19 protein-coding genes and 1 pseudogene are annotated in these 26,810 nt (G+C 62.4%); 8 read left to right on the top strand and 12 right to left on the bottom strand.

Annotated features, from left to right (window positions below; all coding sequences use genetic code 11):
* Positions 1-298: 298 nt before the first annotated feature.
* From ATY76_RS02270 to dnaG, 5 genes are all read right to left on the bottom strand, one after another.
* Positions 299-646, bottom strand: a complete 348-nt coding sequence (locus tag ATY76_RS02270; RefSeq protein WP_088673143.1) for a GFA family protein — start codon at positions 644-646, stop codon at positions 299-301.
* A 10-nt stretch (positions 647-656) separates the two neighbouring features.
* Positions 657-1,694, bottom strand: coding sequence for an L-threonine 3-dehydrogenase (gene tdh / locus ATY76_RS02265; protein ID WP_088673142.1), 1,038 nt, complete (start codon positions 1,692-1,694; stop codon positions 657-659).
* A 226-nt stretch (positions 1,695-1,920) separates the two neighbouring features.
* Positions 1,921-3,108 carry a glycine C-acetyltransferase gene (locus ATY76_RS02260; RefSeq protein ID WP_088673141.1) on the bottom strand — a complete coding sequence of 396 codons (1,188 nt, stop codon included), beginning with the start codon at positions 3,106-3,108 and terminating at the stop codon, positions 1,921-1,923.
* A 97-nt stretch (positions 3,109-3,205) separates the two neighbouring features.
* Entirely contained in the window at positions 3,206-5,071 is a 1,866-nt protein-coding gene (recQ, locus tag ATY76_RS02255; RefSeq protein ID WP_088673140.1) for a DNA helicase RecQ, read from the bottom strand.
* Positions 5,071-7,071: a DNA primase gene (dnaG, locus tag ATY76_RS02250; RefSeq protein WP_088673139.1), complete on the bottom strand. Its 2,001-nt coding sequence runs from the start codon at positions 7,069-7,071 to the stop codon at positions 5,071-5,073. Before dnaG ends, recQ begins: the two co-directional genes overlap by 1 nt.
* Before the next feature lie 668 nt (positions 7,072-7,739).
* Here dnaG and ATY76_RS02240 point away from each other — a divergent pair.
* Positions 7,740-8,627 carry a hypothetical protein gene (locus ATY76_RS02240; RefSeq protein ID WP_088673138.1) on the top strand — a complete coding sequence of 296 codons (888 nt, stop codon included), beginning with the start codon at positions 7,740-7,742 and terminating at the stop codon, positions 8,625-8,627.
* Position 8,628: 1 nt separating this feature from the next.
* On the opposite strand, the gene ATY76_RS02235 is transcribed toward ATY76_RS02240, so the two are convergent.
* Positions 8,629-9,081, bottom strand: a complete 453-nt coding sequence (locus ATY76_RS02235) for a GatB/YqeY domain-containing protein (RefSeq protein ID WP_088673137.1) — start codon at positions 9,079-9,081, stop codon at positions 8,629-8,631.
* Positions 9,082-9,351: 270 nt separating this feature from the next.
* On the opposite strand from ATY76_RS02235, the gene carA reads away from it, so the two are divergent.
* Positions 9,352-10,557 (top strand): glutamine-hydrolyzing carbamoyl-phosphate synthase small subunit, encoded by a 1,206-nt coding sequence (carA, locus tag ATY76_RS02230; protein ID WP_088673730.1) that lies wholly within the window; start codon positions 9,352-9,354, stop codon positions 10,555-10,557.
* Between the two features lie 50 nt (positions 10,558-10,607).
* On the opposite strand, the gene ATY76_RS02225 is transcribed toward carA, so the two are convergent.
* Complete coding sequence (locus tag ATY76_RS02225) at positions 10,608-12,314, bottom strand: adenylate/guanylate cyclase domain-containing protein (RefSeq protein ID WP_088673136.1); 1,707 nt, start codon at positions 12,312-12,314, stop codon at positions 10,608-10,610.
* 165 nt (positions 12,315-12,479) lie between these two features.
* On the opposite strand from ATY76_RS02225, the gene ATY76_RS02220 reads away from it, so the two are divergent.
* Complete coding sequence (locus ATY76_RS02220) at positions 12,480-12,800, top strand: antibiotic biosynthesis monooxygenase (protein ID WP_088673135.1); 321 nt, start codon at positions 12,480-12,482, stop codon at positions 12,798-12,800.
* A gap of 15 nt (positions 12,801-12,815) precedes the next feature.
* On the opposite strand, the gene ATY76_RS02215 is transcribed toward ATY76_RS02220, so the two are convergent.
* Together ATY76_RS02215 and ATY76_RS02210 are read right to left on the bottom strand one after the other, a co-directional pair.
* Complete coding sequence (locus tag ATY76_RS02215) at positions 12,816-14,219, bottom strand: MATE family efflux transporter (protein ID WP_088673134.1); 1,404 nt, start codon at positions 14,217-14,219, stop codon at positions 12,816-12,818.
* A gap of 145 nt (positions 14,220-14,364) precedes the next feature.
* Entirely contained in the window at positions 14,365-15,609 is a 1,245-nt protein-coding gene (locus ATY76_RS02210; protein ID WP_088673133.1) for a TCR/Tet family MFS transporter, read from the bottom strand.
* A 166-nt stretch (positions 15,610-15,775) separates the two neighbouring features.
* Here ATY76_RS02210 and ATY76_RS33015 point away from each other — a divergent pair.
* Positions 15,776-15,915: pseudogene (locus tag ATY76_RS33015) on the top strand (aldo/keto reductase); the annotation flags it as partial.
* Positions 15,916-16,124: 209 nt separating this feature from the next.
* Here the strand turns inward: ATY76_RS33015 and ATY76_RS02205 are convergent.
* On the bottom strand, positions 16,125-17,042 hold the full coding sequence (locus tag ATY76_RS02205; RefSeq protein ID WP_088673132.1) for a neutral zinc metallopeptidase: 918 nt from the start codon (positions 17,040-17,042) through the stop codon (positions 16,125-16,127).
* A gap of 270 nt (positions 17,043-17,312) precedes the next feature.
* On the opposite strand from ATY76_RS02205, the gene ATY76_RS02200 reads away from it, so the two are divergent.
* Positions 17,313-18,341: a zinc-dependent alcohol dehydrogenase family protein gene (locus tag ATY76_RS02200; RefSeq protein ID WP_088673131.1), complete on the top strand. Its 1,029-nt coding sequence runs from the start codon at positions 17,313-17,315 to the stop codon at positions 18,339-18,341.
* 171 nt (positions 18,342-18,512) lie between these two features.
* On the top strand, positions 18,513-22,001 hold the full coding sequence (gene carB, locus ATY76_RS02195; RefSeq protein ID WP_088673130.1) for a carbamoyl-phosphate synthase large subunit: 3,489 nt from the start codon (positions 18,513-18,515) through the stop codon (positions 21,999-22,001).
* A 106-nt stretch (positions 22,002-22,107) separates the two neighbouring features.
* On the opposite strand, the gene ATY76_RS02190 is transcribed toward carB, so the two are convergent.
* Complete coding sequence (locus ATY76_RS02190) at positions 22,108-23,562, bottom strand: UdgX family uracil-DNA binding protein (protein ID WP_088673129.1); 1,455 nt, start codon at positions 23,560-23,562, stop codon at positions 22,108-22,110.
* Positions 23,562-24,794, bottom strand: a complete 1,233-nt coding sequence (locus ATY76_RS02185; RefSeq protein WP_088673128.1) for a putative DNA modification/repair radical SAM protein — start codon at positions 24,792-24,794, stop codon at positions 23,562-23,564. Before ATY76_RS02185 ends, ATY76_RS02190 begins: the two co-directional genes overlap by 1 nt.
* Before the next feature lie 266 nt (positions 24,795-25,060).
* Between ATY76_RS02185 and greA the strand changes: the two genes are divergently transcribed.
* Entirely contained in the window at positions 25,061-25,537 is a 477-nt protein-coding gene (gene greA / locus ATY76_RS02180; RefSeq protein WP_004672775.1) for a transcription elongation factor GreA, read from the top strand.
* Between the two features lie 26 nt (positions 25,538-25,563).
* Entirely contained in the window at positions 25,564-26,622 is a 1,059-nt protein-coding gene (locus tag ATY76_RS02175; RefSeq protein WP_088673127.1) for a glycosyltransferase family 4 protein, read from the top strand.
* The last annotated feature ends 188 nt before the right edge of the window (positions 26,623-26,810 follow it).

Genomic DNA, 26,810 nt, shown 5'->3' with positions numbered 1-26,810 from the left:
TTTGGATTTCCGGCCATGGTTGCGCGATCCGCCTTGACCCTGTTCACCGCTTCAACAAGTCGAACGGTGATTCCCACATTTTTTGTTCTCGTCAAGCTTTTCCACAAAAAAAGCCCACGAAAAATCGGAAAAAGCCTTATCCACAGGCTTTGAACCGCGGCTGCGATTGCGAAGCTTATTTAAGAAGCGGCGAACAAAAGACAAGGGCGGCCGGAATTTTGCCCGCCGCCCCAGTTGTTCTGGCCATTTCCTGCAATTGTGCCGACGGTATATTCGCCTCTCTCCGGGCAAATATCGGCTAACGTGCCTGGCCGTCGTAAGGCGTTACCTTCAGCGCGCCGAGATCGATCGCAGGAATGCAGCGCAGGTTGATCGAGGCCATCGCCGCACCGTTCGGCGCCACGCCCTCGCCGAAGGGGGCGATGCCGCAATTGGCGCAGAAATGATGCTTGATGACATGCCGGTTGAAAGTATAGGTCGAAAGATCGTCTTCGGACGTCTTCAGCACCAGCTTCTCGCGCGGCACGAAGGCGAGAAGCCCTCCCCGCCTGCGGCAGAGCGAACAGTTGCAGTCCAGCGCCTCGGTGAATTCGCCTTCGACCTCGAAAGCGACGTTGCCGCAATGGCAGCTTCCCTCGTAGAGCATGTGGTCCTCCTCACATCCAATCCATTACGACCTTGCCGGAATTGCCCGACCGCATCGCCTCGAAACCGTCGCGGAATTCGTCGATCTTGATGCGATGGGTGATGACGGGCGAAAGGTCAAGCCCGCCCTGGACGAAGGCGATCATCTTGTACCAGGTCTCGAACATCTCGCGGCCGTAAATGCCCTTGAGATTGAGCATCTTGAAGATCACCTTGTTCCAATCGATCTCGAAACCGGCGGGCGCGATGCCGAGAATGGCGATCTTGCCGCCATTGTTCATCTTGTCGATCATGTCGCGGAAGGCGGGAGCGGCGCCCGACATTTCGAGCCCGACATCGAAACCCTCGGTCATGCCGATCGCCTTCATCACATCGGCGAGATTTTCCTTCGACGCGTCGACGACGTGATCGATGCCGAGCTTTCGCGCGAGCTGCAGCCGATGCGGGTTGATATCGGTGATGACGACCTTGCGGGCGCCCGAACGCTTGGCGACGAGCGCCCCCATGATGCCGATCGGCCCGGCGCCGGTCACAAGCACGTCCTCGCCGACGAGATCGAAGGAGAGTGCTGTGTGCACGGCATTGCCGAAGGGATCGAAGATCGCGGCGATCTCGTCTGATATATCCTCCGGGATCGGCACGACATTGCTTTCTGGAATGCAGACGAATTCGCCGAAGGAACCCGGCCGGTTGACGCCGACGCCGAGCGTGTTGCGGCAGAGATGCCCCCTGCCTGCCCGGCAGTTGCGGCACTTGCCGCAGACGATGTGCCCCTCGCCCGAGACCCGCTCGCCGACATGATAACGTGTGACCGCCGAACCGATTTCGGCGATCTCGCCGCAGAATTCATGGCCGACGACCATCGGCACCGGAATGGTCTTCTGCGCCCACTGGTCCCAGTTCCAGATATGCACGTCGGTGCCGCAGATCGCCGATTTCTTCACCCGGATCAGCACATCGTTCGGCCCGACCTCCGGCACCGGCACGTTCTCCATCCAGAGGCCGACTTCCGGCTTCGATTTAACCAGCGCCTTCATCATGTTCGACATCGACTATATCCTGCCCTTTTTCTGGTGCCGGACCTCGCGACTCCCTCTTCTCCCCAGCGGGGAGAAGGTGCCCGTAGGGCGGATGAGGGGGCCACACGGCACGCCATATAGACCATACTTTGTTTCTTGCTTACCGCTCGAAACGTCGCTTCGCTCCTCCCCCTCATCTGTCCTGTCGGACATCTTCTCCCCATGGGGAGAAGAGGAAGATGGCAATCCCTCATTCTCAAATCACACCCAGCTCCCGCCCAGCCTCCGCAAAGGCCGCTATCGCCCGCTCGACATCCTGCCTCGAATGCGCCGCCGACATCTGCGTGCGGATGCGGGCCTGCCCCTTCGGCACGACGGGGAAAGAAAAGCCGATCACATAGATGCCCTTCTTCAGCATCAACGCCGCCATATCCTGGGCGAGCTTGGCATCCCCCAGCATAACGGGAATGATCGGATGACCCTCGCCGGCGAGCGTGAAGCCGAGCTTGGTCATCTCGCGGCGGAAGAGATCGGCATTGTCGGAAAGGCGCTTGCGCAAGGCGTCGCCGTTCTCGATCAGATCGAACACTTTGAGAGAGGCGGCGGCAATGACGGGCGCCAACGTGTTCGAAAACAGATAGGGCCGCGAGCGCTGCCGCAGCCATTCGACGATCTCCGCCTTTGCCGAAGTGTAGCCGCCCGAAGCGCCGCCGAGCGCCTTGCCGAGCGTGCCGGTGATGATGTCGATCCGCCCCTCGACGCCGCAATATTCCGGCGAGCCGCGGCCGTTCCTGCCGACGAAGCCGACGGCATGGCTGTCGTCGACCATGACCATGGCGCCGTATTTCTCGGCGAGATCGCACACGCCCTGCAGATTGGCGATGATGCCGTCCATCGAGAAGACGCCGTCGGTGGCGATCAGCTTGAAGCGGCTGCCTTCGGCCTTCTTCAGCTCCTCTTCGAGGGCGGCCATGTCATTGTTGGCGTAGCGGAAGCGCTTGGCCTTCGAAAGCCTGACGCCGTCGATGATCGAGGCGTGGTTCAGCGCATCCGAGATGATCGCGTCCTCCTCCGAGAGCAGCGTTTCGAAAAGGCCGCCATTGGCGTCGAAGCAGGAGGAATAGAGGATCGTGTCCTCCATGCCGAGAAAGGAGGAAATACGCGCTTCGAGCTGCTTGTGCTCTTCCTGCGTGCCGCAGATGAAGCGCACCGAAGCCATGCCGTAGCCATAGCGGTCGAGCGCCTTCTTGCCGGCCTCGGCCAGTTCCTCGTTGTCGGCGAGGCCGAGATAGTTGTTGGCGCAGAAATTCAGCACCCGCTCGCCGGTCGAAATCGCGATTTCACCCGCCTGCTTGGAGCTGATGACCCGTTCGGACTTATAGAGGCCGGCATCCTTCAGCGCCGAAATCTCGGCGCGAAGATGGGAGAGAAATGGCGAGGTCATGGGCGGCCCTTCCTGATGTTTTTTATAGCCTCCGGGTTAGCATATCGCCGCCGGCTTGTCTTGTTCAGCGCTGGGCCGAAGACATCGGTCGGCCCGCTCAGCCGTCCTGGGCCAGGATGATCCCCAGGAACGCATCGCCATAACGCTCGAGTTTCGCCTGGCCGACGCCCGATATGGCAAGCAGCTCCTTGCGGCTCCTCGGCCGCTCCGTCGCGAAGGCAATCAGCGTCGTATCGGGAAAGACGACATAGGGCGGCACGCCGAGCGATTTTGCGATCGCCATGCGCTCGGCCCGCAATGCTTCGAAGAGGGCGTTATCGGCACCTGCCAATGCCGACTTGCGTTCGCTGCGCTCCGCCTTCTTCGTCCGCCGTTCCGAGGCCGGACGGTCCTTGCGGAAGAACACCGGCCGCTCGTGCTTGAAGACGGCGCGCGCCTCCGGCTCCAGCTTCAGTGCGCCATAGGCCTCATGATCAATCCGGATCAATCCCATGGCGAGCAGCTGGCGGTAGACCGATTGCCAGGTGCGCGCCGGAATATCCTTGCCGGCGCCGAAGACCGGCATATCGACATGGCCGAAACGCTCGGTCTTCTCATTGACGTTGCCAACGAGCACATCGATGACATGGCCGGCGCCGAACCGTTCGCCGGTGCGGTAGACCGCGGCCAGCGCCTTGATCGCCGCCTCGGTGCCCTCCCAGGTCTCGACCGGCTTCAGGCAGGTGTCGCAATTGCCGCATTGGCCGGCATGCGCCTCGCCGAAATGCGCAAGGATTGCCTGCCGGCGGCAGGAGGCGGTCTCGCAGATCGCCAGCAAGGCGTTGAGCTTGGCGCGTTCGACCCGCTTGATCTCGTCCGCAGCACTGCCCTCGTCGATCATCCGGCGGCGCTGGATGACGTCGGCCATGCCATAGGCCATCCACACCTCCGACGGCAGGCCGTCGCGGCCCGCGCGCCCGGTCTCCTGATAATAGGCTTCCACCGAGCCCGGCAGGTCGAGATGGGCGACATAACGCACGTTCGGCTTGTCGATGCCCATGCCGAAGGCGACGGTGGCGACCAGGCAGAGGTTTTCCTCCTTCAGGAAGGCATCCTGATTGGCATCGCGAAGCGCCCGGTCCATGCCGGCATGATAGGGCAGAGCACGAACCCCCTGCCCGTTCAGCCAGTCGGCCGTATCCTCGACCTTGGCGCGCGACAGGCAGTAGACGATGCCGCTATTGCCCTTGTGGCCGGAGAGGAAGCGCAGAAGCTGCTGGCGCGGCTGGTCGCGCTCGACGATCTCATAGGCGATGTTCGGCCGGTCGAAGCTGGTGGTGAAGATCTCGGCATCGTTGAGCCCCAGCCGCTCGATGATGTCGTCGCGCGTATGCGGATCGGCCGTCGCCGTCAGCGCTATTCTGGGCACGCCGGGATATTGCTCACCGAGCCGGCCGAGCTCGCGATATTCCGGCCGGAAATCATGACCCCATTGCGAGACGCAATGGGCCTCGTCGATCGCAAACAGCGCGATCTTTTCATTGGCGATCAAGTCGCGAAAACCATCGGTCAGGATGCGCTCGGGCGTCACGTAGAGAAGGTCGAGTTTTCCCGCCGAAAGCGCGCGGCGGACCTCGATAAACTCCTCGCGCGACAGCGACGAATTGAGCGCGGCGGCCCGGATGCCGAGCTGCTTCATCGCCTCCACCTGATCGCGCATCAGCGCAACCAGCGGCGAAACCACGATGCCGACGCCATCGCGGCAGAGCGCCGGGATCTGGAAGCAGAGCGATTTTCCAGCACCTGTGGGAAAGAGCACCACGGCATCGCCACCTGACACCACATGCTCGACCACCTGCTGCTGCTTGCCGCGGAAGGAGGAATAGCCGTAGACTTGCTTGAGAATATCGAGCGGCGCGCGGCCGGCCGAAAACAGCGCGTCGGAAGCGGAAAAGCCCGCATCATTGCGTTCGCTGAGCGGCATCAGTGGTTCGCCGCCCCTTTGACGCGGCCGGAAAGCACGCCGAAGCCGTCGATGATCGCCTCCTGGTTCTCAAGGCGCACGCCTTCCAGATGCACTTCCTGCTGCGCCCGTATCAGCTGAACGATGGCCTCGCCGTCGCCGGCTTCGGTCGCCAGCGCAATCTCGCGTTCGAGTTCCATCTTCTGCCGGCGCAGCGCCTTCGCCCGTTTGTGGAAGGCGAGCGCCTGGCGATAGCCCTCGCGCGCATCTTCCATCGCCGCCTCCTCGGTCGCCGTCCAGAGCCTCGCATTGCGCACCTGCTGGTCGAGACTCTTGATCAGCGGACCGAAGCCTTCGAATTCCAGCCGTTCGGTCAGATAGTCGCGCGTCAGATGCGGGCCGGCGACGGCGGCCGCTGCGCCAAGCACTGCCGACCACAACCGTTGCAGCTCGCGGCTGTCATAGTCGATCGCGGCGATCTCGTCATAATCGTCGATCATCAGCGCCGGATGATTGACGATGGTGAGCGCCAGCACGCTTTCGCGCAGCGCCGTATTGTCCCGATGGCCGCGTACGGGGCCTGAGCGGGCCAGCCGGTCGGAAATCAGGCTCGGGCTTTTCGTCCCCGCCTTAACAGGATTGTCGCGGCCGCTCCGGGAATTGCCGCTGAAACCGCGCCGCTCGCCATTGTTGCGGTTCTGGAACTGCGGCTGGAAGAAGGCGTTCAGCCGGTCGCGGATATCCTGCTGGTAATGACGGCGTACATTCTCGTCGGCGATGACGGCCACAAGCTGCTTCAGCCGCGCCTCGAGCTCCGCGCGTGCCTCCGGAGTATCGAACTTGCCGGTGTTGATCTCCCGGCTCCAGAGCATCTCAGAGAGCGGTTTTGCCTGGCTCATCACCTTGTCGAAGGGCGCACGGCCCTCATCGCGTACTAGATCATCCGGGTCCTTGCCGTCGGGCAGAAGCGCGAAGCGGACGGAGCGGCCGGGCTTCAGATGCGGCAGCGCCAATTCGGCAGCGCGATTGGCGGCGCGGATGCCGGCGCCGTCGCCATCGAAGCAGAGCACCGGCTGCGGCACCATCTTCCAGAGCAGCTCGAGCTGGTTTTCGGTAAGCGCGGTGCCGAGCGGCGCAACGGCGTTCTCGACGCCCGCCTGATGGAGCGCGATCACGTCCATATAACCTTCGACGGCGATGATGGTGCCGCTGGCATTGTCGTCCTGAAGGTCGCCGCGGCCCGGCCCTTGGATGGCGCGGCGCGCACGCGCGAAATTGTAGAGCACATTGCCCTTGTGGAAGAGCTCCGTCTCGTTGGAGTTCAGATATTTCGCCGGCGCATCTGATGACATGGCGCGGCCGCCGAAGGCGATCACCTTTTCCCGCGACGAGAGGATCGGGAACATGATGCGGTCGCGGAAGCGGTCGTAGGAAACCGGTACATTTTCATGAACGACCAGCCCGCAGGCCTCGATCTGCTCCTTGGTGACGCCCTTGCCGGCAAGAAATTCCTTGAGTGCATTGCGGCTGTCGGGCGCATAGCCGAGGCGGAAGGTCTCGATGGTGCGCCCCGTCAGCCCGCGATCACGCAGATAGGCGCGCGCCTTGGCGCCATTGGCCGTCTGCAGCTGATCCTGGAAGAAGGCCGTCGCCATTTCCATGACATCGATCAGCGAGCCGCGCTCCTTCTCGCGTTTTTCCATGACAGGATCGGCAAGCGGCATCGGCACGCCCGCCATATCGGCGATCTGCTGCACCGCTTCGGGAAAGCTCAGGCCTTCCAGCTCGGTCAGGAAGCGGAAATGATCGCCGGTGACGCCGCAGCCGAAGCAGTGGTAGCGGCCCTTGCGGTCCTCGCAATGGAAGCTCGGCGATTTCTCGCCGTGAAACGGGCAGCAGGCCCAGTAATCGCCGCGCGAAACGTTGGTCTTGCGCTTGTCCCAGCTGACGCGGCGCGCGATCACGTTCGAAATCGGAACGCGGTCACGGATCTCATCGAGAAAGGTGTTGGAAAAGCGCATTTATACCTCTTGGCCAGCCTCCATATAAGCTGCTTTGCCGCGCCATGCCACGAAACTTGTCAGGAAAACCCGCTATTCACAGGCAAGTGCATCCATCGCCGGCAGCGTCGGTTTTCCAATCAACAACGCGTTATCGCCCCTGCGACAGGGGGTGCGACACTGTTGTCCTCGGAGGCCGGAATTTCGGCGGCGGCGAACATTCCATCGAAAGCTCCGACCGCCCGAAAGGCAGAGTTAAAACGTTTTAAAACAGCGGGTTATCAATTCCGCCAATTCGCCGGCATCCTCTTCCGGCCAACCGCCAACCCCTCGCTTCGACGCCTCACGAACCGCCGTTTTTGGCAATCATTATTTTTTTGTAATTTGAACAAGCCGGCTCCCCGCAATAGGTTCATCTCAACAAGCGATCCCCGAGCGAAGCACCATCCCTACCCCCGGCGCCGCTTCGCAAGGGTGCCTTTGCAAATACCCTCCGGCTTGGGCCTCGGCCCTGCGTGCCGGCGGAAGCAAAGAGCAAGAAGGCAGGAGCGCCCCCAGCTCCTGCCTTCTTAAATTTTGGGCTTCCCGATACAGATTTCCCTTTAAAATTAACCGATTATTGACAAAACCGTTGACAGGCGGCGCGTCCATGAAAGAAGTATGCGCCGAACTCCCTGGACCTCTTCCACATGGCCTTCACCGCTGAAAATCTTGCAGCAGACGATCGCTTTCTCGCTGCGATCCTGCATTGCGCCGATCAGATGCTCACGATCTATCGCGAGAGCCCGCGCATCGCCTCGATTTTCGCCGCACAGCAGCGCTGGCTGATGGCCCATGCCGGCTTTGCGCTTCATTACGGCTATCCCGAGGATGGCAAGAGCGGCCTCTATTCCGGCCGCTTCATCGATTTTTCGGTCAGGAACGACATTGCCAGCCGCAACACGGCCGCAGCCTTCATGCAGGAAATGCTGGCCTACCGCTTCCTGCGCCCGGTTCCCGGTCCAGACAAGCGCACCCGCTACCTGGAGCCCACCGAGACCGCCGAAGAGCATTTCACCCGATGGCTCGTCGCCCATATGATGATCCTCGACAGCCTGGACGGCGGTGAACGCACCGAGAAGGTCACCGCCGATCCCTCGGCAATGATGGCGGCGATCCAGCCGCGGATCGCAAAAGCGATCATCGGCAGCCAGGCGGTGCGCAGCCCGGGCCCGACCTTCAACCTCTTCAATTGGGCGAATTCCGGCGGGCTGGTGATGGATTACCTGATCTCGCGTCTTCCGGAATTTCCCCGGGCGGCCGAACGCGTCGTGGTCGGCCCGCTGTCGCTCCGGGAGCTTCGCGAACGGTTCATGATATCGAACACCCACCTGAAGCGGCTTCTGACGCAGGCATCGAACATGGGAAGCGTCGGCTGGACCGAGCCGTCGCGCAAGGGCGACTTCTGGCTGTCGGGCCGCTTCATCCTGGAATATTGGAATTATCAGGCGGCGAAATTCGCCATCATCGATGCCGCCGCCGAAGCGGTGCTCGGGCCTGCGGTCCTGGCCGAACCGCAGGCAAGACGCGTGGTCTAAATCAGTTCAACAGTTCCTTGACGGTCGCCGATGCTTTGGCGAAATCCATCTGGCCGGCATAGCGCTCCTTGAGCGCCGCCATCACCTTGCCCATGTCCTTGACGCCGGAGGAGCCCGTCTCCGCGATAACAGCCGAGATATTGGCGCGCACTTCGCTGTCGGAAAGCTGCTTGGGCATGAAATCCTGGATGACGGCGATTTCGGCGCGCTCCTTGGCGGCAAGCTCGGGCCGCGCATTCTCCTCGTAGATCTTGGCTGATTCGTCGCGCTGCTTCACCATCTTGGCGAGGATCTGCAGGATTTCGTCCTCGCTCGCCTGCTCCTTGCCGGTGCCGCGATTGGCGATATCGCGGTCCTTGATCGCGGCCTGAATCAGCCGGACGGTGGAAAGCCGCTCGGAATCCTTGGCCTTCATCGCCTCTTTCAGCTGGGTGGCGAGTTGATCGCGCAGCATGATCTTTTCTCCTTTTTTGATGCCGCTTCATAAACCACGCTGATGCGGCGGATCAAATAAATTGCGCGATCGGCGCGATAAAGCGCAGGAAAACGGCCATAATCTCGGCTACAAAGATTGACCGTAGGCAATTGCATGGCTATCTACCGCCACCTGCACCAAAATTCGTGATCAGGCCTGAAGCGCGCGGCATTGCCGTGTCCATACGCCTGCGAGATCAAATGGCAGCGAGCGCGGCAACGCGCATCGGCCGCCGGAAACGGGATGAAGATGACCGCGACTGCACCCTGGACAATCGAAAAGCCGACCGCCCTGCTCGTCCTCGCCGACGGCACGGTGATCGAAGGCAAGGGCATCGGCGCCACCGGCAAGGTCCAGGCCGAAGTGGTCTTCAACACGGCGCTGACCGGCTACGAGGAAATCCTGACGGACCCCTCCTATCTCGGCCAGATCGTCACCTTCACCTTTCCGCATATCGGCAACATCGGCACCAATGACGAAGATGTCGAGGACCTGACGCCCGCCGCCCGCCACGGCGCCGTCGGCGTCATCTTCAAGGCCGATATCACCGATCCCTCGAACTACCGCGCCGCCAAGCATCTCGACCAATGGCTGAAGGCGCGCGGGATCATCGGTCTCTGCGGCATCGACACCCGCGCGCTGACCGCCTGGATCCGCGAGAACGGCGCTCCGAACGCGGTGATCGCCCACGATCCGAACGGCGTTTTCGACATCGAGGCGCTGAAGGCCGAAGCCAAGGCCTGGAGCGGCCTCGAAGGCCTCGACCTTGCCAAGATCGCGACCTCGGGACAGTCCTCGCAATGGACCCAGACGCCGTGGATCTGGAACGAAGGCTATGGCGAACTCGGCGCGGCGGATGCGAAATACCACGTCGTCTGCCTCGATTACGGCGTCAAGCGCAACATCCTGCGCCTGTTTGCCGGCCTCGATTGCAAGGTGACCGTGGTGCCTGCCTCGACGAGCGCCGAAGACGTGCTCGCCATGAAGCCGGATGGTATCTTCCTGTCGAACGGCCCGGGCGATCCAGCCGCAACCGGCGAATATGCCGTGCCCGTCATCAAGACGTTGATCAAGACCGATATCCCGGTCTTCGGCATCTGCCTCGGCCATCAGATGCTGGGGCTGGCCCTCGGCGCGAAGACCGAGAAGATGCATCAGGGCCATCACGGCGCTAACCATCCGGTCAAGGATCACACGACCGGCAAGGTCGAGATCGTCTCGATGAACCACGGCTTCGCGGTCGACTCGAAGTCGCTGCCCGACGGCGTTGAAGAGACTCACATTTCGCTTTTCGACGGCACTAATTGCGGTCTGCGCGTCCTCGGCAAGCAGGTCTTCTCCGTCCAGCACCATCCGGAAGCCTCCCCCGGCCCGCAGGACAGCCACTATCTCTTCCGCCGCTTCATCAATATGGTGCGCGAGAAGAAAGGCGAGCCGGCGCTCGCCGAACGCTGATTTTACGTTCATCAAGTCCTCGAACGGGTTGGGATTGTCACCACCCGCTGTCACATCTCCGGCAGGCCGGCCTTTCGGAAGCCGTCGACAAAGTGATCTCGTACAGATGCATCGCGCAGCGGCTGGGAGCTGAGCCAATGGCCAATCGTGAAATGAGGGTGGGCGATCAGAAACAATTCTGCTTCCCGCCGCGCCTCTTCATGCTGGCCCAACTGCGCAAGCGTAGCCGCCAGGAATTTGCGTGAGTTGGTACGATATGTGTCTTCCCTGCGCAGCGTAGCGGCTGCCGCCTCATAGTCACGCGCGGCGTATTGCGCCTGCCCAAGATGACAGAGATACCAGCAGGCTGGACGGGGATTGAGCCGCAGAGCTTTGTCGATCTGCGCCAGTCCGTCGGCAACCCTGCCGTTCAGCACTGAAATATCAGACATGGCGGCCCAGGTGTCGGCGTGGTTGGGGTCCAGCTCGAGGGCCTTGGCAAAGGCGGCCTCCGATTCCTCCCATCGCCGCTCATAGGCCAGAATGGTCCCCAGGACGTAACGGCAGCCGGCATCGTTGGGATCCAGCTCGACCGCCTTCTGCGCTGATGTCGTCGCCATCTGGCGGTTGGGATCTTCGGGCTCGCCGAAATGAGTCCAGGCCAGCCAACGGTTATAGGCGAGCAGACCGAGCGCCTCGGCATATGATGGCTCGAGCTTGACCGCGCGCTGGAGCAGCATATAGGCCTCACGCTCGGTTTGCGGCGACTCTTCCGTCAGGAGGCGAGCGCGCACACACAGGTCGTACGCCTCCAAGTTCTTCGGCCGATTGCGCTGCGGCGGGGTGGTCAGCCGGCCGACGAGGGCCTCGACAATCTTGGCGTTGACTTCATCCTGCAGTTCGAAAACATCTTCCACCGTCCTGTCGAACCTCTCGGCCCACAGGTGCCCGCCGGCAAGCGCGTCGATCAATTGGGCATTGATGCGGACACGGCCCATTGCGCGTCTGGCGCTCCCCTCCAGGACGTAGCGGACGCCGAGGTCCTGGGCGACCAGCTTTACGTTAACCGCCTTGCCCTTGTAGCCGTAGACGGAATTGCGCGCGATGACGAACAGGCCAGCCGTACGGGAAAGGTCGGTGATCAGGTCTTCAGTCAAGCCGTCGACGAAAGGCGCGTCCGCTTCATCCCCACTCATGTTCGTGAACGGCAATACAGCGATCGAGGGACGGTCGGGCAGCGGCAATATGCTCTGCAGCGCATCCGGCCAATGCCACACGTGGACAGGGCGGGTCAGGTTCTTCAGGTAGCGCTCGCCTGCGTCGAAGAACCGGTCGCCGATCTTGCCGACGATCTCGCCGTGAACACCGGCTGAAATGCAGATACCTCCCGGCGCGGCCTGCGTCTCCAGGCGCGCCGCGACATTGACCCCGTCACCGAGGACGTCCGAACCGTCGTCAATGACATCTCCCAGATTAACGCCGACACGTAAAAGCAGGCGTCGATCGCCGGACGCCTCGACAGGAGTGGTGGTCCGTTGCATTTCCAGCGCTGCTTCGACCGCGTCCACCGCGCTGCCGAATTCGATCAAGAAGCCGTCGCCCACGACCTTGAAGATGCGACCGTTGTGGCGCATCACGGCCGGCTCGATAACGCCAGAACGGAGTTCCCTGAGGTTCGCCACCGTTGCGACTTCATCAGCCTCCATCAGGCGTGAATATCCCACCACATCGGCAACGACGATGGCAGCGAGGCGACGCTGAAGAGATTGATCCATCATGTGAGGACAAGCCTAAAGACCAAATTAGCAAGTTATTGTTCAACCGCGAGTGAGTCAACAAGTGGTGAGAGGCGGCATCCGATTCCGGCACTGATACTTCCATATTGACCTCAACCATACTTGAGGAATTACAAACGCCCCGCAGACAGATGCAGGAGAAAATGGATGAGCGGAGCTTTCTTTCGGATCGACAAGTTCGTCGTGCCGGCGGCGGCGCGGGAGGAATTTCTCGTCAAGGTGATGATGACCCACAAGCTGCTGGAGGCGCAGGACGGGTTCATCGATCACAGGGTGCTGGAGCAGATCGCCGGTCCTGGCGAATTCAATTTCGTCACGATCGCCGAGTGGGAAAACACCGAGGTCGTCGAGCGCGCACGGGCGGCCGTCGCCGCTGCCCACAAGGCCGTCAATTTCGATCCCCAGGAGATGTTTTCGCGTCTCGGCATTCGCGCCGATATCGCCAGCTATAAGCCTGTCGCCGCCTGAGGCCGGAAGGCCGGCTCAGGAGCCGGCCTTCGCGCCTTCCCGGCGAAGCAGAAGGTAGAAGCGTGCGCAGAGCATGACGGCGGCCGCCGCCAGCCCGACGAGGAAGCCGAACCAGATGCCGATGCCGCCGAAGCCGAGCGGGAAGGCAAAGGCCCAGGCGAGGAAGAAGCCGATCGGCCAATAGGCGATCAGCGCCATGATCATCGGAACGCGCGCATCTTTCAGGCCGCGCAGCAAACCGTTGGCGATCACCTGCAGCCCGTCGACGAGCTGGAAAAGCCCGGCCACCACGATCAGCGGCCCGGCATAGGCAAGCACCTCAGAGGCCTCGGGCGAATTGACATCGAGGAACCAGCTGCCGAGAAATTGCGGCATGGTCGCGAACAGCACAGAGCCAACCGCCGAGATGACGCAGGCGAGGATGACCACCATGATCGAAGCCCGCACCAGCCCAACATGATCGCCCTGCCCGTGCGCGACGCCGACGCGCACCGTCGCCGCCTGGCTGAGACCGAGCGGGATCATGAAGGCGATCGAGGCCCATTGCAGGGCGATGCCGTGGGCAGCGAGCTCGATGGTGCCGATATAGCCCATCAAGAGCGAGGCCACCGTGAACAGACTGACCTCGGCAAGCACGGTGACGCTGATCGGGAAACCGAGCCGGATGACCTCGAGCAGCGCATGCCAGTCGGGCTTCCAGAACCGCACGAAAATCTCGTAACGGCGCGTCTCCTCCCGCTTCTGGACAAAAGCGAGAATGAAGAGGAAACCGGCCGTCTGCACCACGACCGACACGATTGCCGCGCCCTCCAGTCCCATCGCCGGAAAGCCGAAATGGCCGAGCACCAGGGCATAGGCAAAGATCGCGTTCATCACCAGCGTCACGATGGTGACGTTGAGGATGATGCCCGCCTTGCCGATGGCGCTGACCAACGCCCGCATGACGTTGAAAAGCAGGGCCGGCAGCACGCCGAACTGGCCGATCATGATATAGCCGTGAGCGAGCCTGGCCACCTCCGGCTTCTGCTGCGCAAACAGCAGGATCTGTTCCGCATTGAAAAAGGCTGGCTGCACGATGATCCAGAATCCGATCACCACCCACAGACCCATGCGCAGCGACCGGCGCACCGAGACGACGTCGCCACGGCCATAGGCCTGCGCCACCATCGGAATGACGGCGATAGAAAAGCCCGAACCGAAGATCAGGATCGTGAACAGGAACTGAGCCGACAGCACCATGGCCGCCAGCTGCTCGGCGCCGAGACGTCCGACGATCATCACGTCGGTGGTGTGTATGCCGAGCTGGGCAAGCTGCGCGCCGATCAGCGGAATGCCGAGCGCCAGCGTGGCACGGAAATGCGCGCTCCAGCGATTATCGGTTGTCGGCGCAAGCCTGCGCGCGTCGATCGGCGTGTCCATGACACCAGTCCTGTGGTTGGAATCTATGTCGCCGCGCAATCTGCGGCGAAAATATCATTCGGGCTTAGAGGAAAGACCCGCAAAGAACTACCCTAAAACAGGCATATGATGAAAAATTCATCATCGCATCACCATTTCTGATCAATCAACCCGCCGCTTCCAGCGCCTCGGCCGGCCGGCGAACCCGCACGCGGGTGAGGAACACACCGGCGGCGAGCAGAATGAACAGGGCGGCCGTCAGATAGGGCGCGCCGGCAAAGGTCACCGGCGCCTCCGGCCGCGTAAAATAGCCGAACATCTGCGTGAAGATCAACGGCCCGACGATGGTGGTGATGCTGCTGAGGCTGGTCAAAGCGCCCTGCAACTCGCCCTGCGCCGAAGGCGGCACCTTGCCGGCGGCGATGCTGCGCAGCGGCGGGTCGGCAACGTTTTCCATGACCGTCGCGACGATGACGACATAGACCACCCAGCCGTCCCAGGCGAAGGCATAGCCGGTCAGGCCTGCGGCGGAAAAACAGAGACCGAGCAGCGCCGTCTTCCATTCGCCGAGCAGCGGCACGACGCGCGGCAAGACCAGCCCCATGACGAGTGCTGCGCCGATGCCGTAAATGCCGAGCGACAGGCCGATCTGTCCCTCGCTCCAGCCATAGCGATAGGTCGAGACGAAGGACCAGACCGAGGGATAGACGGCATGCGCCAGGAAGAACAGGAACATGACGAGGCTGACCCAGCCGATACCGGGATAGTGGCGCATCTGGCGCAGCGCGCCGAGCGGATTGGCGCGCTTCCACTCGAAGCGGCGGCGGTTCTTCGCCTCCAGCGTTTCCGGCAGCAGGAAGCAGGCGGCGATGAAATTAAGAAGCGACAGCGCAGCCGCGCCGAGGAAGGGCACGCGCGGGCCGAATTCGCCAAGGAAGCCGCCGATCACCGGTCCAATCGTAAAGCCGACGCCGAAGGCGATGCCGATCAGCCCGAAATTCTTCGCCCGGTTCTCCTCCGTGCTGATGTCGGCGATATAGGCCGAGCAGGTGGCGAAGCTGCCGCCGCTGATGCCGGCAAGAACGCGGCCAACGAAAAGCATCCAGAAGCTGGTGGCAATGCCGCAGATGAAATTGTCGATCGCGAAGGTCAGCACTGAAAGCAGAAGGATCGGCCGGCGGCCGAAACGATCCGAGAGGTTGCCGAGGAACGGCGCAAACAGGAACTGCATGCCGGCATAGACCAGCATCAGCCAACCGCCGTCGATCGCCGCATCGCTCACGTTGCCGCCGGTCAACTGCTCCAGATAGGCGGGCAGCACCGGCATGATGATGGCAATGCCGATAATGTCGAGGAAGAGGATGATGAAGACCAGGAAAAGGCCGCGGCGAACGAATTTCGGGTCAAGCATGATGCATCTCTACAGCCGTTGTTTCTGGAAAGACGATCTCGTCCCCGCAAAAATGACATAGCTCAGAAAGGAAAGTGAAACAATCCGTGAACATTCAAAGTTTTTGATGCTGCTCTGCGGGAACTTTATCAGACGCCGCAACCGCAGGCCGCGCGCTCCTAGGGATCGCCGCGACCGGCTGACCGAGGCCCTCGGCTCACGCGCGGTATGCTGTCGGCGGACGATTTCGAAGCTCTCGAACGGGCTGTACCAAAGGATGCGGCGGCCGGCGGGCGTTATCCCGAACAGATGTTGAAGCATATTGAAGGCCCTGCCGTGAGGCCCCCTCATCCGCCTGCCGGCACCTTCTCCCCGAGGGGGAGAAGAGATTTGTGGCGGCGTTGCATTCCCATAGAAGCGTTCATAGCAGGAATGAGGCTAACGGCATGGTCTCTTCTCCCCAACGGGGAGAAGGTGCCGGCAGGCGGATGAGGGGGTTACACCCACAAACCTTAGCTAACCTCAGCCAAGCAACCTCAAACCGGCCCCGAGAACGTATCGCAGGCAGACAGCTGGCCGCTGTCGAAACCGCGCTTGAACCACCGGGCGCGCTGTGCCGAGGTGCCGTGGTTGAAGCTCTCGGGCACGACGTAGCCCTGCGAGCGCTTCTGCAGCGTATCGTCGCCGATCTGCTGGGCGGCGTTCAGCGCCTCCTCCAGGTCGCCGGCCTCCAGGATGCCCTTCTGCTCGGTATATTTGCCCCAGATGCCGGCGAAGCAATCGGCCTGCAGCTCGACGCGCACCGACATTTTGTTGGCCTCTTCCTCGCTCATGCGCTGGCGGGCCTGGTTGAACTTCGGCAGGATGCCGAGCAGGTTTTGCACGTGATGGCCGACCTCGTGGGCAACGACATAGGCCTCGGCGAAATCGCCCGATGCGCCGAAACGGTCGGACAGCTCCTGGAAGAACGCCGTATCGAGATAGACTTTATGATCGCCCGGGCAATAGAACGGACCGGTCGCGGCAGAGGCAAAGCCGCAGGCCGATTGCGTCTGTCCCGAGAAGAGAACGAGGCGCGGCTCTTCGTAATTCTGGCCCTGCGCCTGGAAGATGCCGTTCCAGGTGTCCTCTGTCTCGGCAAGAACGGTGCGCACGAAGGCGGTCATCTCGTCATTGGCGGGGGTGCGCGTTCCCTCGGACTGGCTCTGCTCGTAGCCCGGGCCGCTCGACATGCCGCCGCCATCGAGCACCTGCATCAGATCGATGCCCATCGCCTTGAAGATGAAATAAATGACGACGAGGAAGATGATGGTGCCGATGCTCAAGCCGCCGCCGGCGCGGCGAACGCCGCCCCCGGAGGGAAAATTAAACCCGCCGCCGCGGCCGAAGGGGCTGCCGCCCGAACCACGACGATCCTCGACATTATCGGACTGACGCCGGCCTCTCCATTCCATCTTCTCTCTCCCCGGCAATGCCCGTGCTTGCGCTCAAAGAATTTATATATCCGTCGGCGGGGAGAATTCCAGCGGCTTCATCCGCCTCCAAACAGACGGCGGACCAGCCATCACAGCCTCCCGCTTCTCGGCCGTAAACATTTGGGAGCGGGATATTGTTCCTCCGGTGCACGCGCCGGCGTTTCAGGTAAAGACGGTGCGCTAAGCGCTTGACTGGACCCCCGCTTTCGCTCTTCCTGAACCAGGAGGAGAAAGCGGGAGGAAAGAGCGATGAAAGCCGTACGCCTGGAAGCAAACGGAAAACTGCAGCTGTGCGAGGTTGAAAAGCCGGCGCCCGGCCCGGGCGAACTGCTGGTCTGCGTCGAGGCCTGCGGCATCTGCGGCACCGACCGCCATATCTATCATGGTGAATTTCCCTCGAAGGCGCCGGTGACGCTCGGCCATGAATTCGCGGGGATCGTCGAAGCGGTCGGAGCCGGCGTCACCGGTTTTCGCCCGGGCATGCGTGTGACCGGCGATCCGAATATCTCCTGCGGCGGCTGCGAGGAATGCCGGCGCGGCCGCGTCAATCTCTGCCGGAACCTGAAGGCGATCGGCATCCATCGTGACGGCGGTTTCGCCGATTATGTCTGCATGCCTGAAAGCCAGGCTTTCGCCCTGCCTGCCGATCTCGATCCGCTGCACGGCGCCTTCTGCGAACCGCTCGCCTGCTGCATTCACGGCGTCGATCTCGCCGGGCTGCGGGCCGGCTTTTCGGCCATTGTGCTCGGCGGCGGCGTCATCGGTCTTCTCACCGTCCAGCTGGCAAGGCTTGCCGGCGCGACCCGGGTCGTGCTGGTGACGCGGAGCGCCGAAAAACGCCGGCTGGCAGAAAGCCTCGGCGCCACCGCCACGATCGATCCCGGTGACGGCGATGTCGTTGCCCGGATCGTCGCCGAAGGCGGGCTGCTGCCCGGCGGCGCCGATGTCGTCTTCGAATGTGCCGGTGTGCCAGAAACCATGCAGCAGGCGCCCCGACTTGCCCGGCGCGGCGGGACCGCCGTCATTTTGGGCGTCATGGCCCAGGGCGCAAAGATCGAAATCGAGCCTTTCGACCTGCTGTTTCGCGAAGTCGCGCTGATAAGCTCCTTCGTCAACCCTTTCACCCATGGCCGCGCCGCCGATCTCATTGCCTCCGGCCGGATCAAGGTCGAGCCTTTGATCTCCCGCCGGATCGGCCTCGCCGAGGCCCCCGAAGCGATCGTCAATCCGGCGCGCGGCGGCGAAATCCGGGTGCTCGTCGTACCCGACGGGAAATAGGCTTTCGCGCTATCTCCGGATTCCTGTCGATTCCGCGATTTATGGGGTTCCGTTTGCAAATACATTTGCCTATAAGCCGCTTCTAGCCTGAAAAGACCTCAATGCGCGACCCGACCTGGTGATCTCCCACCCTGGCCGGCTTTTTGCGCAGCCAGACAATGGATATCGCCCATGCCGAAGCGCCAAGACATCAAATCGATCCTCATCATCGGCGCGGGACCGATCGTCATTGGCCAGGCTTGCGAGTTCGACTATTCCGGAACCCAGGCCTGCAAGGCGCTGAAGGAGGAAGGCTACCGCGTCATCCTCGTCAACTCCAACCCGGCGACGATCATGACCGATCCGGGCCTTGCCGACGCGACCTACGTCGAGCCGATCACCCCTGAGGTCGTCGCCAAGATCATCGCCAAGGAACGCCCGGATGCGCTGCTGCCGACCATGGGCGGCCAGACGGCTTTGAATACCGCGCTGTCGCTGAAGCGCATGGGCGTGCTCGACCGCTACAATGTCGAAATGATCGGCGCCAAGCCGGCCGCCATCGACATGGCCGAGGACCGCGCGCTGTTCCGTGAGGCCATGGCCCGCATCGGCCTGGAAACGCCGCGCTCGATGCTCGCGAACGCCACCGACATCAAGGATCTCGACCGCAAGACGCACGAGGCCGAGCGCAGCAAGCTGCGCGAAAGCCTTTCGGGCTCCGACCTCGACAAGGCGCTGGACGAGCTGGAAAACCAGTGGAACCTCGGCGAGAGCGACCGCAAGCAGCGTTACATGAACCATGCCATGGCGATCGCCGCCCAGGCGCTCGATCATGTCGGCCTGCCCGCCATCATCCGCCCGTCCTTCACGCTTGGCGGCACCGGCGGCGGCATCGCCTACAACCGCTCGGAATTCTTCGAGATCGTCGGTGGCGGCCTCGACGCCTCGCCGACGACCGAAGTGCTGATCGAAGAATCGGTGCTCGGCTGGAAGGAGTATGAGATGGAGGTCGTCCGCGACAAGGCGGACAACTGCATCATCATCTGCTCGATCGAGAACATCGATCCGATGGGCGTGCACACCGGCGATTCGATCACCGTCGCCCCGGCGCTGACGCTGACCGACAAGGAATACCAGATCATGCGCAACGCCTCGATCGCGGTGCTGCGCGAGATCGGCGTCGAGACCGGCGGCTCGAACGTGCAATTCGCCGTCAATCCGAAGGACGGCCGCCTCGTCGTCATCGAAATGAACCCGCGCGTCTCGCGCTCCTCGGCGCTCGCCTCCAAGGCGACTGGCTTCCCGATCGCCAAGGTCGCCGCCAAGCTCGCTATCGGCTATACGCTCGACGAGCTCGAAAACGACATCACCGGCGGCGCCACGCCCGCCTCCTTCGAACCGTCGATCGACTATGTCGTCACCAAGATCCCGCGTTTCGCCTTCGAGAAATTCCCCGGCGCCTCGCCGGTTCTGACCACCGCGATGAAGTCGGTCGGCGAAGTCATGGCGATCGGCCGCACCTTCGCCGAATCGCTGCAGAAGGCGCTGCGCGGCCTCGAAACCGGCCTGACCGGCCTCGACGAGATCGAGATCCCCGATTTCGAGGAAGGCGAATCCAGCCAGAACGCCATTCGCGCCGCCATCGGCACGCCGACGCCGGATCGCCTGCGCATGGTTGCCCAGGCGCTGCGCCAGGGCCTCAGCATCGAAGAGGTGCATGAGGGCTGCAAGATCGACCCGTGGTTCATCGCCCAGCTCAAGAACATCGTCGACATGGAAGCCCGCATCCGCGAGCATGGCTTGCCCGGCGATGCCGACAACCTGCGCATGCTGAAGGCGATGGGCTTCTCCGATGCGCGTCTCGCGACCCTGACCGGCAAGCGCCCCAAGGAAGTCGCCGAACTGCGCAACGGCCTGAACGTCCGCCCTGTGTTCAAGCGCATCGATACCTGCGCGGCCGAATTCGCTTCGCCGACCGCCTACATGTACTCAACCTATGAAACGCCCTTCGTCGGCGCCGCCCGCTCGGAAGCTCAGGTCTCCGACCGCAAGAAGGTCGTCATCCTCGGTGGCGGCCCGAACCGCATCGGTCAGGGCATCGAGTTCGACTATTGCTGCTGCCACGCCGCCTTCGCGCTGAAGGATGCGGGTTATGAAGCGATCATGATCAACTGCAACCCGGAAACCGTCTCGACCGATTACGATACGTCCGACCGTCTCTATTTCGAACCGCTGACGGCCGAGGATGTCATCGAGATCCTGCGCGCCGAGCAGGAAAAGGGCGAAGTCGTCGGCGTCATCGTCCAGTTCGGCGGCCAGACGCCGCTGAAGCTTGCCGAGGCGCTCGAAAAGAACGGCATCCCGATCCTCGGCACCGCGCCCGACATGATCGACCTTGCCGAGGACCGAGACCGTTTCCAAAAGCTTCTGATGAAGCTCGATCTCAATCAGCCGAATAACGGCATCGCCTATTCGGTCGAGCAGGCTCGCCTGGTCGCTGCCGAAATCGGCTTCCCGCTGGTCGTGCGCCCCTCCTACGTTCTCGGCGGCCGCGCCATGCAGATCCTGCATTCGGAAGGCCAGCTGCAGACCTATCTGCTCGACACGGTGCCGGAACTGGTGCCTGAAGACATCAAGCAGCGTTATCCCAACGACAAGACCGGCCAGATCAACACCCTGCTGGGCAAAAATCCGCTGCTTTTCGACAGCTACCTCACCCACGCCATCGAAGTCGACGTCGACTGCCTCTCCGACGGCACCGACGTGTATGTCGCCGGCATCATGGAGCATATCGAGGAAGCCGGCATCCATTCGGGCGACAGCGCCTGCTCGCTGCCGCCGCGCTCGCTGCCCGTCGAACTGCTTGACGAGCTGGAGCGCCAGGCAAAGGCGATGGCCAAGGCGCTCAATGTCGGCGGCCTGATGAACGTCCAGTTCGCCATCAAGGACGGCACCGTTTACGTTCTCGAAGTCAATCCGCGCGCCTCGCGCACCGTGCCCTTCGTCGCCAAGACCATCGGCGCGCCGATCGCCAAGATCGCCGCCCGCGTCATGGCCGGCGAGAAACTCGACGCGACCTTTGCCGCCTACGGCACGAAGCCCGATCCGCGCAAGCTCACCCACATCGCCGTCAAGGAAGCCGTGTTCCCCTTCGCCCGCTTCCCCGGCGTCGATACGCTGCTCGGCCCGGAGATGCGCTCGACCGGCGAAGTCATCGGCCTCGATACCGATTTTGCGCTGGCCTTCGCCAAGTCGCAGCTCGGCGCCGGCGTCGAGCTGCCGCGCGACGGAACGGTCTTCGTCTCCGTGCGTGACGAGGACAAGGCGCGCGTGCTGCCGGCGATCCGCATCCTCGTCGAACAGGGCTTCAAGGTGCTGGCGACCGGCGGCACTGCCCGCTTCCTCGGCGAAAACGGCATCACCGCCACCAAGATCAACAAGGTGCTCGAAGGCCGTCCGCATATCGAGGACGCGATCCGCAACCGCCAGGTCCAGCTCGTCATCAACACCACCGACGGCAACAAGGCGATCTCGGATTCCAAGTCGCTGCGCCGCGCGACGCTGATGCAGAAGGTGCCCTATTACACGACGATGGCCGGCGCAGAGGCCGCCGCCCAGGCGATCAAGGCGCTGAAGGCCGGCAATCTGGAAGTGCGGCCGCTGCAGAGCTACTTTGCCTGAGATGAGAGCAATTCCAGCAAAACCGCGCCGCGGTTTGCGTCTGGAATAGAACTGGAACAGCGTCGGCGCTCCTTGAGCGCTGACGCTGAACTCAACCAGAATCAACTTATGCAGCTGCTTTCATAAGCGCCTGAATTTCCATCATATCCTGACGAAATCGCGCCATCTCCTCCGTCTTCAGCCGTTCGTCGGGAATGCGCAGCAGATAGGACGGATGCACCGTCACGAAGAGCGTGCGCCCTCCTTCGATCGCCATCGCCTTTCCTCTGACGTCCTGCAGGCGGCCTTTCACATCGGTCAGCGCCGCAAGCGCCGTCGCCCCCATGGCGACGATCAGCTTCGGCTTAACGAGCGCCAGTTCCAGATCGAGCCACCAGCGGCAATGCTTCACCTCGCCCATATTGGGCTTCTGATGGATGCGCCGCTTGCCGCGCGGCTCGTATTTGAAATGCTTCACGGCATTGGTGACGTAAAGCGTCGACCGATCAATGCCCGCCTCCGCAATCACCTGATCGAAAAGCCTGCCCGCAGGACCGACGAAGGGGCGTCCTGCAATATCCTCCTGATCGCCCGGCTGCTCGCCGACGAACATAACCTCCGCATCGCGCGGCCCCTCCCCGAAGACCGTCTGCGTCGCATTGGCGTGAAGCGGACAGCGCGTGCAGACGGCAGCCTCCGCACGCAGCGCCTCCAGCGTGCCCGCGGGCGCCTGGGGCTCGGCGGGAAGATTGCGCGCGGCCTGCTGCAGCCGATCGTGAAACGGTAGCGATTGCGTTGCCTCCCTTGCCGCCATCTCCCGCACCTTGCTTTCGGCCGAGGCGATCAAGCCCGGAATGAGATCGGCCTCAGGCAGATTCTTCCAGTATTTCTTCGGCATTTCCGCCTGCATCGCCTTCACCTTCAAACGGGCCGGATTGAAGATGTTGGCGTAATAGGTGCGCCAGAGCTCATCCGTGGCATCGCTGAGATTGGGCTTTTCGCAAGGCTCGTCCGTGATCGTCAGCCGCTCGCCGTCCCAGGCGGCTGATCCCTTCGGCGTGGCAATCAGCCAGTCCATGTCGGTAAAGCGCCGCTGGAAGAAGGGCGCCGTGCGCCTGACGATATGATGGTCCGGCTCGAACCAGGCGAGGAATTTCCGGCGGCTTGCCGACACCGCGCCGACCTCCTTGAAGCGGACGAAGGCCGTCATTTTATGGGCGTCGCGGCGCACGTTCTTCGCCATCAGACGGGCGCGCGCGACATCCTCGTCGGACGCCACCTCGAGCAGCCGCCGGTCCATCTGCAGCCGCCAGAGCAGGCGGTAAAGCAGGCAAAACCGTGCGGGATCGGAATGGCATAGCACCGTCTCGGCAAGCTCGATGAAGGCGGGCGGCACCGTCATCGGCTTGCGGGTTGTTGCAGGTACGGGCGGCATGGCATCGCGCTGAAAGGAAAGATCGGCCTCCACGCTTTTCTCGCGCCATTCGATTTCCTCCGGCAATATGCCGGCGGCCGCGAAGGCGCGCGCGGCATCACGCCATTCGGCAAGATCTCCCCGTCCTGCGAGCACGACCCGGCGCATCACAGCAACGACAATTGTTCGGGCTGCGGCTCGAACATGGTGCGAAGGTCCGGCCGGTCGATCAGCCGCCGTGGCGACCATCCTTCCGCAGAGATGAAGGACTGGACCTTCTTGATCGAGACGCCGAGCCGAGAAAGATCGTCCAGCCGCAGCCGGCGGAAACGGCGCGCCGAAACGATCGCCTTGACGGTCTTTGTGCCAAGGCCGGGCACGCGCAGCAGCCGCTCACGCTCGGCCCTGTTGATATCGACGGGAAATTCGCCCCGGTTGGCAAGCGCCCAGGCAAGCTTCGGGTCGAGGTTCAGATCGAGCATACCGTCGGCCTGGTTCGCGGTGATCTCGTCGATGCCGAAACCATAGAACCGATAGAGCCAGTCGGCCTGGTAGAGCCGGTGTTCGCGCATCAGCGGCGGCTTGATCAGCGGCAGGTTTTTGGAGGAGTCGGGGATCGGACTGAAGGCGGAGTAATAGACACGCTTCAGCCCGTAGCTGCTGTAGAGCCGGCCGCTGCTTGCAAGGATCGTCGCATCGCTCGCGCCATCGGCCCCGACGATCATCTGCGTGCTCTGGCCGGCCGGGACGAACCGCTGCCGTTTCTTCGTCTTCAGCGTCGGCTCGCCGGCCGCCTCGATCTTCAGCCGGAGATCGCCCATTGATCGCCGGATATTGGCGGGCTTCTTTTCCGGCGCGAAGCGGGAAATGCCCTTGTCCGTCGGCAGCTCGATGTTGAGCGAGAGCCTGTCGGCATGAAGTCCCGCCTCCTCGATCAGATGCGGCGATGCCTCGGGGATCGCCTTCAGATGGATGTAGCCGCGAAAATTATGCGTCACCCGCAATTCACGGACGATGCGGACCATCTCTTCCATAGTATAATCGGAAGAGCGGATGATGCCGGAGGACAGAAACAGGCCTTCGATATAGTTGCGGCGGTAGAATTCCAGCGTAAGCCAGACGACCTCCTCCGGCGTAAAGCGCGCCCGCTCGACATTGCTGGAGGAGCGATTGACGCAATAGGCGCAGTCGTAAATGCAGAAATTGGTCAGCAGGATTTTCAGAAGCGAAATGCACCGCCCGTCCGGTGCATAGGCATGACAGATGCCGGATCCCTCGGTCGAGCCGAGCCCGCCACTCGCTCTTGAATCGCGTTTCACCGTGCCGCTGGAGGCACAGGACGCGTCGTATTTGGCGGCGTCGGAGAGAATAGCAAGGCGTTCGGTAAGCGACTTCTTCATCCTTATGTTCACTATATGTTCTAATATACGAAGTCAACAAAAACGACCCGCTCGCTGCCCATTTTTGGGGCGTATCGCCCGCCATCGCGGTGGGTTGGGTTTCCCCAATGCGAATTTTCTGGAAATCCGCATTGCCGATCTGCTATAAGCACTTGAATAAGATTGTGGCACGGTTCCGAAGTTCCCTTCGGGACCTGTTTTCTTTTGTGTGTGCCTGACTGCTCGAAGGCAGGGACTAGCAGACGCAAGGAGTGAAGGACGGAAAAATGGTTGATAAGGTACCGATGACACAGGGTGGTTTCGTCAAGCTGCAGGAAGAGCTGCGCTGGCGCCAGCAGGAGGAGCGTCCCCGAATCATCGAGGCGATCGCCGAAGCCCGTGCCCATGGCGACCTTTCCGAAAATGCCGAATATCACGCCGCCAAGGAAGCCCAGAGCCACAACGAGGGCCGCATCACCGAACTGGAAGATCTGACGGCGCGCGCCGAGGTCATCGACCTCACCAAGATGTCCGGCGACAAGATCAAGTTCGGCGCCAAGGTGAAGCTCGTCGACGAGGACACCGAGGAAGAGAAGACCTACCAGATCGTTGGCGACCAGGAAGCCGACGTCAAGGCCGGCCGCATCTCCATCTCCTCCCCGATCGCCCGTGCGCTGATCGGCAAGGAAGTCGGCGATTCCATCGAGGTCAACGCCCCGGGCGGCTCCAAGGCCTACGAAATCCTTCAGGTTTCCTGGGGCTGATCGCCCGCCACACACGAGACCCTTCCTTGCCTGATATGCGTGACGTCGAGATCATTGCGCCCAATTTCAAGCGCCGGCTCTCCGGCGTCACCTCGACCATCGTCCAGCTCATTCCCTGCCAGATCCGGCTCGGTATCAGGATCGCGACCCTCGGTCCCGGCCTGCCGGAAGGCCTGGCGAAACTGAAATGGCCACAGCTCCTTGGCCTCTGGCGCCCGCCGGCGCGCCGGCGCCACCGCGTCTGGCACGCCCGCCGCAACAATGAGATGGCCTTTGGCATTCTGCTTCGCCATGTCCTTCGCATGCCGCTGAAGCTGCTCTTCACCTCGGCGGCGCAGCGCCGCCACACCGCCTATACGAGATGGCTGATCCGCCGCATGGACGCGGTGATTGCGACCAGCGACCGTTCCGGCTCCTTCCTTGAGGTGCCGCACACCGTCATCCAGCACGGCGTCGATCTTTCGCTGTTCCACCCGCCGGAAACGGCGGAGGACGGCATTGCCGCGACCGGCCTGCCAGGCCGCTATCTCGTCGGCTGCTTCGGCCGCGTGCGCCATCAGAAAGGCACCGATCTCTTCGTCAAGGCGATGATAGAACTCCTGCCGCAGCATCCGGAATGGACGGCCGTCGTCTCCGGCCGGGTGACGGCGGAGCACGTGGCCTTCGGCGACAAGCTCAAGGCCGATGTCGCCGCCGCAGGCCTTGCGGATCGCATCCTCTTCCTCGGCGAAGTGCCCGATATCAAAATCTGGTATCGCCGCCTGACGCTCTATGTCGCCCCTTCCCGCAACGAGGGTTTCGGCCTGACGCCGCTCGAAGCCATGGCCTCGCGCACCGCCGTCGTGGCCTCGGACGCCGGCGCCTATGCCGAACTTATCGCCGATGGCGAGACCGGCGCGGTGGTGGCTGCGGGCGATGGCGAGGCCCTGACACGGGCAATCGCCCCCTATATCGCCGATCCAGCCCTCGCGAATGCCCATGGCGAGAACGCGCTGCGCCACGTCAGGGCGAATTTCGCGCTGGAAAAGGAAGCAGGCGCGATCGGCGCTGTTTACGACAGCCTTCTCGGTGACAATCGCGGTTGAGCGATAAAGAAGACTACGTCGGTACAAGGATCCATAAAAGACCCTGCCCCAAACCCCTCCCCACAAGGGGGAGGGGCTTAACTTACCGCGCCCGTTCTCCATTATCTGCGACGTTTCGAGAAGGAACGAAGTGGGCGCTCCGGGTTAGTCCCTCCCCCTTGTGGGGAGGGGTTGGGGAGGGGTAAGCG

The sequence above is a fragment of the Rhizobium sp. R339 genome (assembly GCF_002211395.1).
Classification (GTDB): Bacteria; Pseudomonadota; Alphaproteobacteria; order Rhizobiales; family Rhizobiaceae; genus Rhizobium.
This window is presented reverse-complemented; position numbering and strand designations above follow the sequence as displayed.

Bases quoted from the DNA above. Each gene is read 5' to 3' on its own strand.
- ATY76_RS02270 (WP_088673143.1), bottom strand. From the start codon at position 646: ATGCTCTACGAGGGAAGCTGCCATTGCGGCAACGTCGCTTTCGAGGTC.
- tdh (WP_088673142.1), bottom strand. From the start codon at position 1,694: ATGTCGAACATGATGAAGGCGCTGGTTAAATCGAAGCCGGAAGTCGGC.
- ATY76_RS02260 (WP_088673141.1), bottom strand. From the start codon at position 3,108: ATGACCTCGCCATTTCTCTCCCATCTTCGCGCCGAGATTTCGGCGCTG.
- recQ (WP_088673140.1), bottom strand. From the start codon at position 5,071: ATGCCGCTCAGCGAACGCAATGATGCGGGCTTTTCCGCTTCCGACGCG.
- dnaG (WP_088673139.1), bottom strand. From the start codon at position 7,071: ATGCGCTTTTCCAACACCTTTCTCGATGAGATCCGTGACCGCGTTCCG.
- ATY76_RS02240 (WP_088673138.1), top strand. From the start codon at position 7,740: ATGGCCTTCACCGCTGAAAATCTTGCAGCAGACGATCGCTTTCTCGCT.
- ATY76_RS02235 (WP_088673137.1), bottom strand. From the start codon at position 9,081: ATGCTGCGCGATCAACTCGCCACCCAGCTGAAAGAGGCGATGAAGGCC.
- carA (WP_088673730.1), top strand. From the start codon at position 9,352: ATGACCGCGACTGCACCCTGGACAATCGAAAAGCCGACCGCCCTGCTC.
- ATY76_RS02225 (WP_088673136.1), bottom strand. From the start codon at position 12,314: ATGATGGATCAATCTCTTCAGCGTCGCCTCGCTGCCATCGTCGTTGCC.
- ATY76_RS02220 (WP_088673135.1), top strand. From the start codon at position 12,480: ATGAGCGGAGCTTTCTTTCGGATCGACAAGTTCGTCGTGCCGGCGGCG.
- ATY76_RS02215 (WP_088673134.1), bottom strand. From the start codon at position 14,219: ATGGACACGCCGATCGACGCGCGCAGGCTTGCGCCGACAACCGATAAT.
- ATY76_RS02210 (WP_088673133.1), bottom strand. From the start codon at position 15,609: ATGCTTGACCCGAAATTCGTTCGCCGCGGCCTTTTCCTGGTCTTCATC.
- ATY76_RS02205 (WP_088673132.1), bottom strand. From the start codon at position 17,042: ATGGAATGGAGAGGCCGGCGTCAGTCCGATAATGTCGAGGATCGTCGT.
- ATY76_RS02200 (WP_088673131.1), top strand. From the start codon at position 17,313: ATGAAAGCCGTACGCCTGGAAGCAAACGGAAAACTGCAGCTGTGCGAG.
- carB (WP_088673130.1), top strand. From the start codon at position 18,513: ATGCCGAAGCGCCAAGACATCAAATCGATCCTCATCATCGGCGCGGGA.
- ATY76_RS02190 (WP_088673129.1), bottom strand. From the start codon at position 23,562: ATGCGCCGGGTCGTGCTCGCAGGACGGGGAGATCTTGCCGAATGGCGT.
- ATY76_RS02185 (WP_088673128.1), bottom strand. From the start codon at position 24,794: ATGAAGAAGTCGCTTACCGAACGCCTTGCTATTCTCTCCGACGCCGCC.
- greA (WP_004672775.1), top strand. From the start codon at position 25,061: ATGGTTGATAAGGTACCGATGACACAGGGTGGTTTCGTCAAGCTGCAG.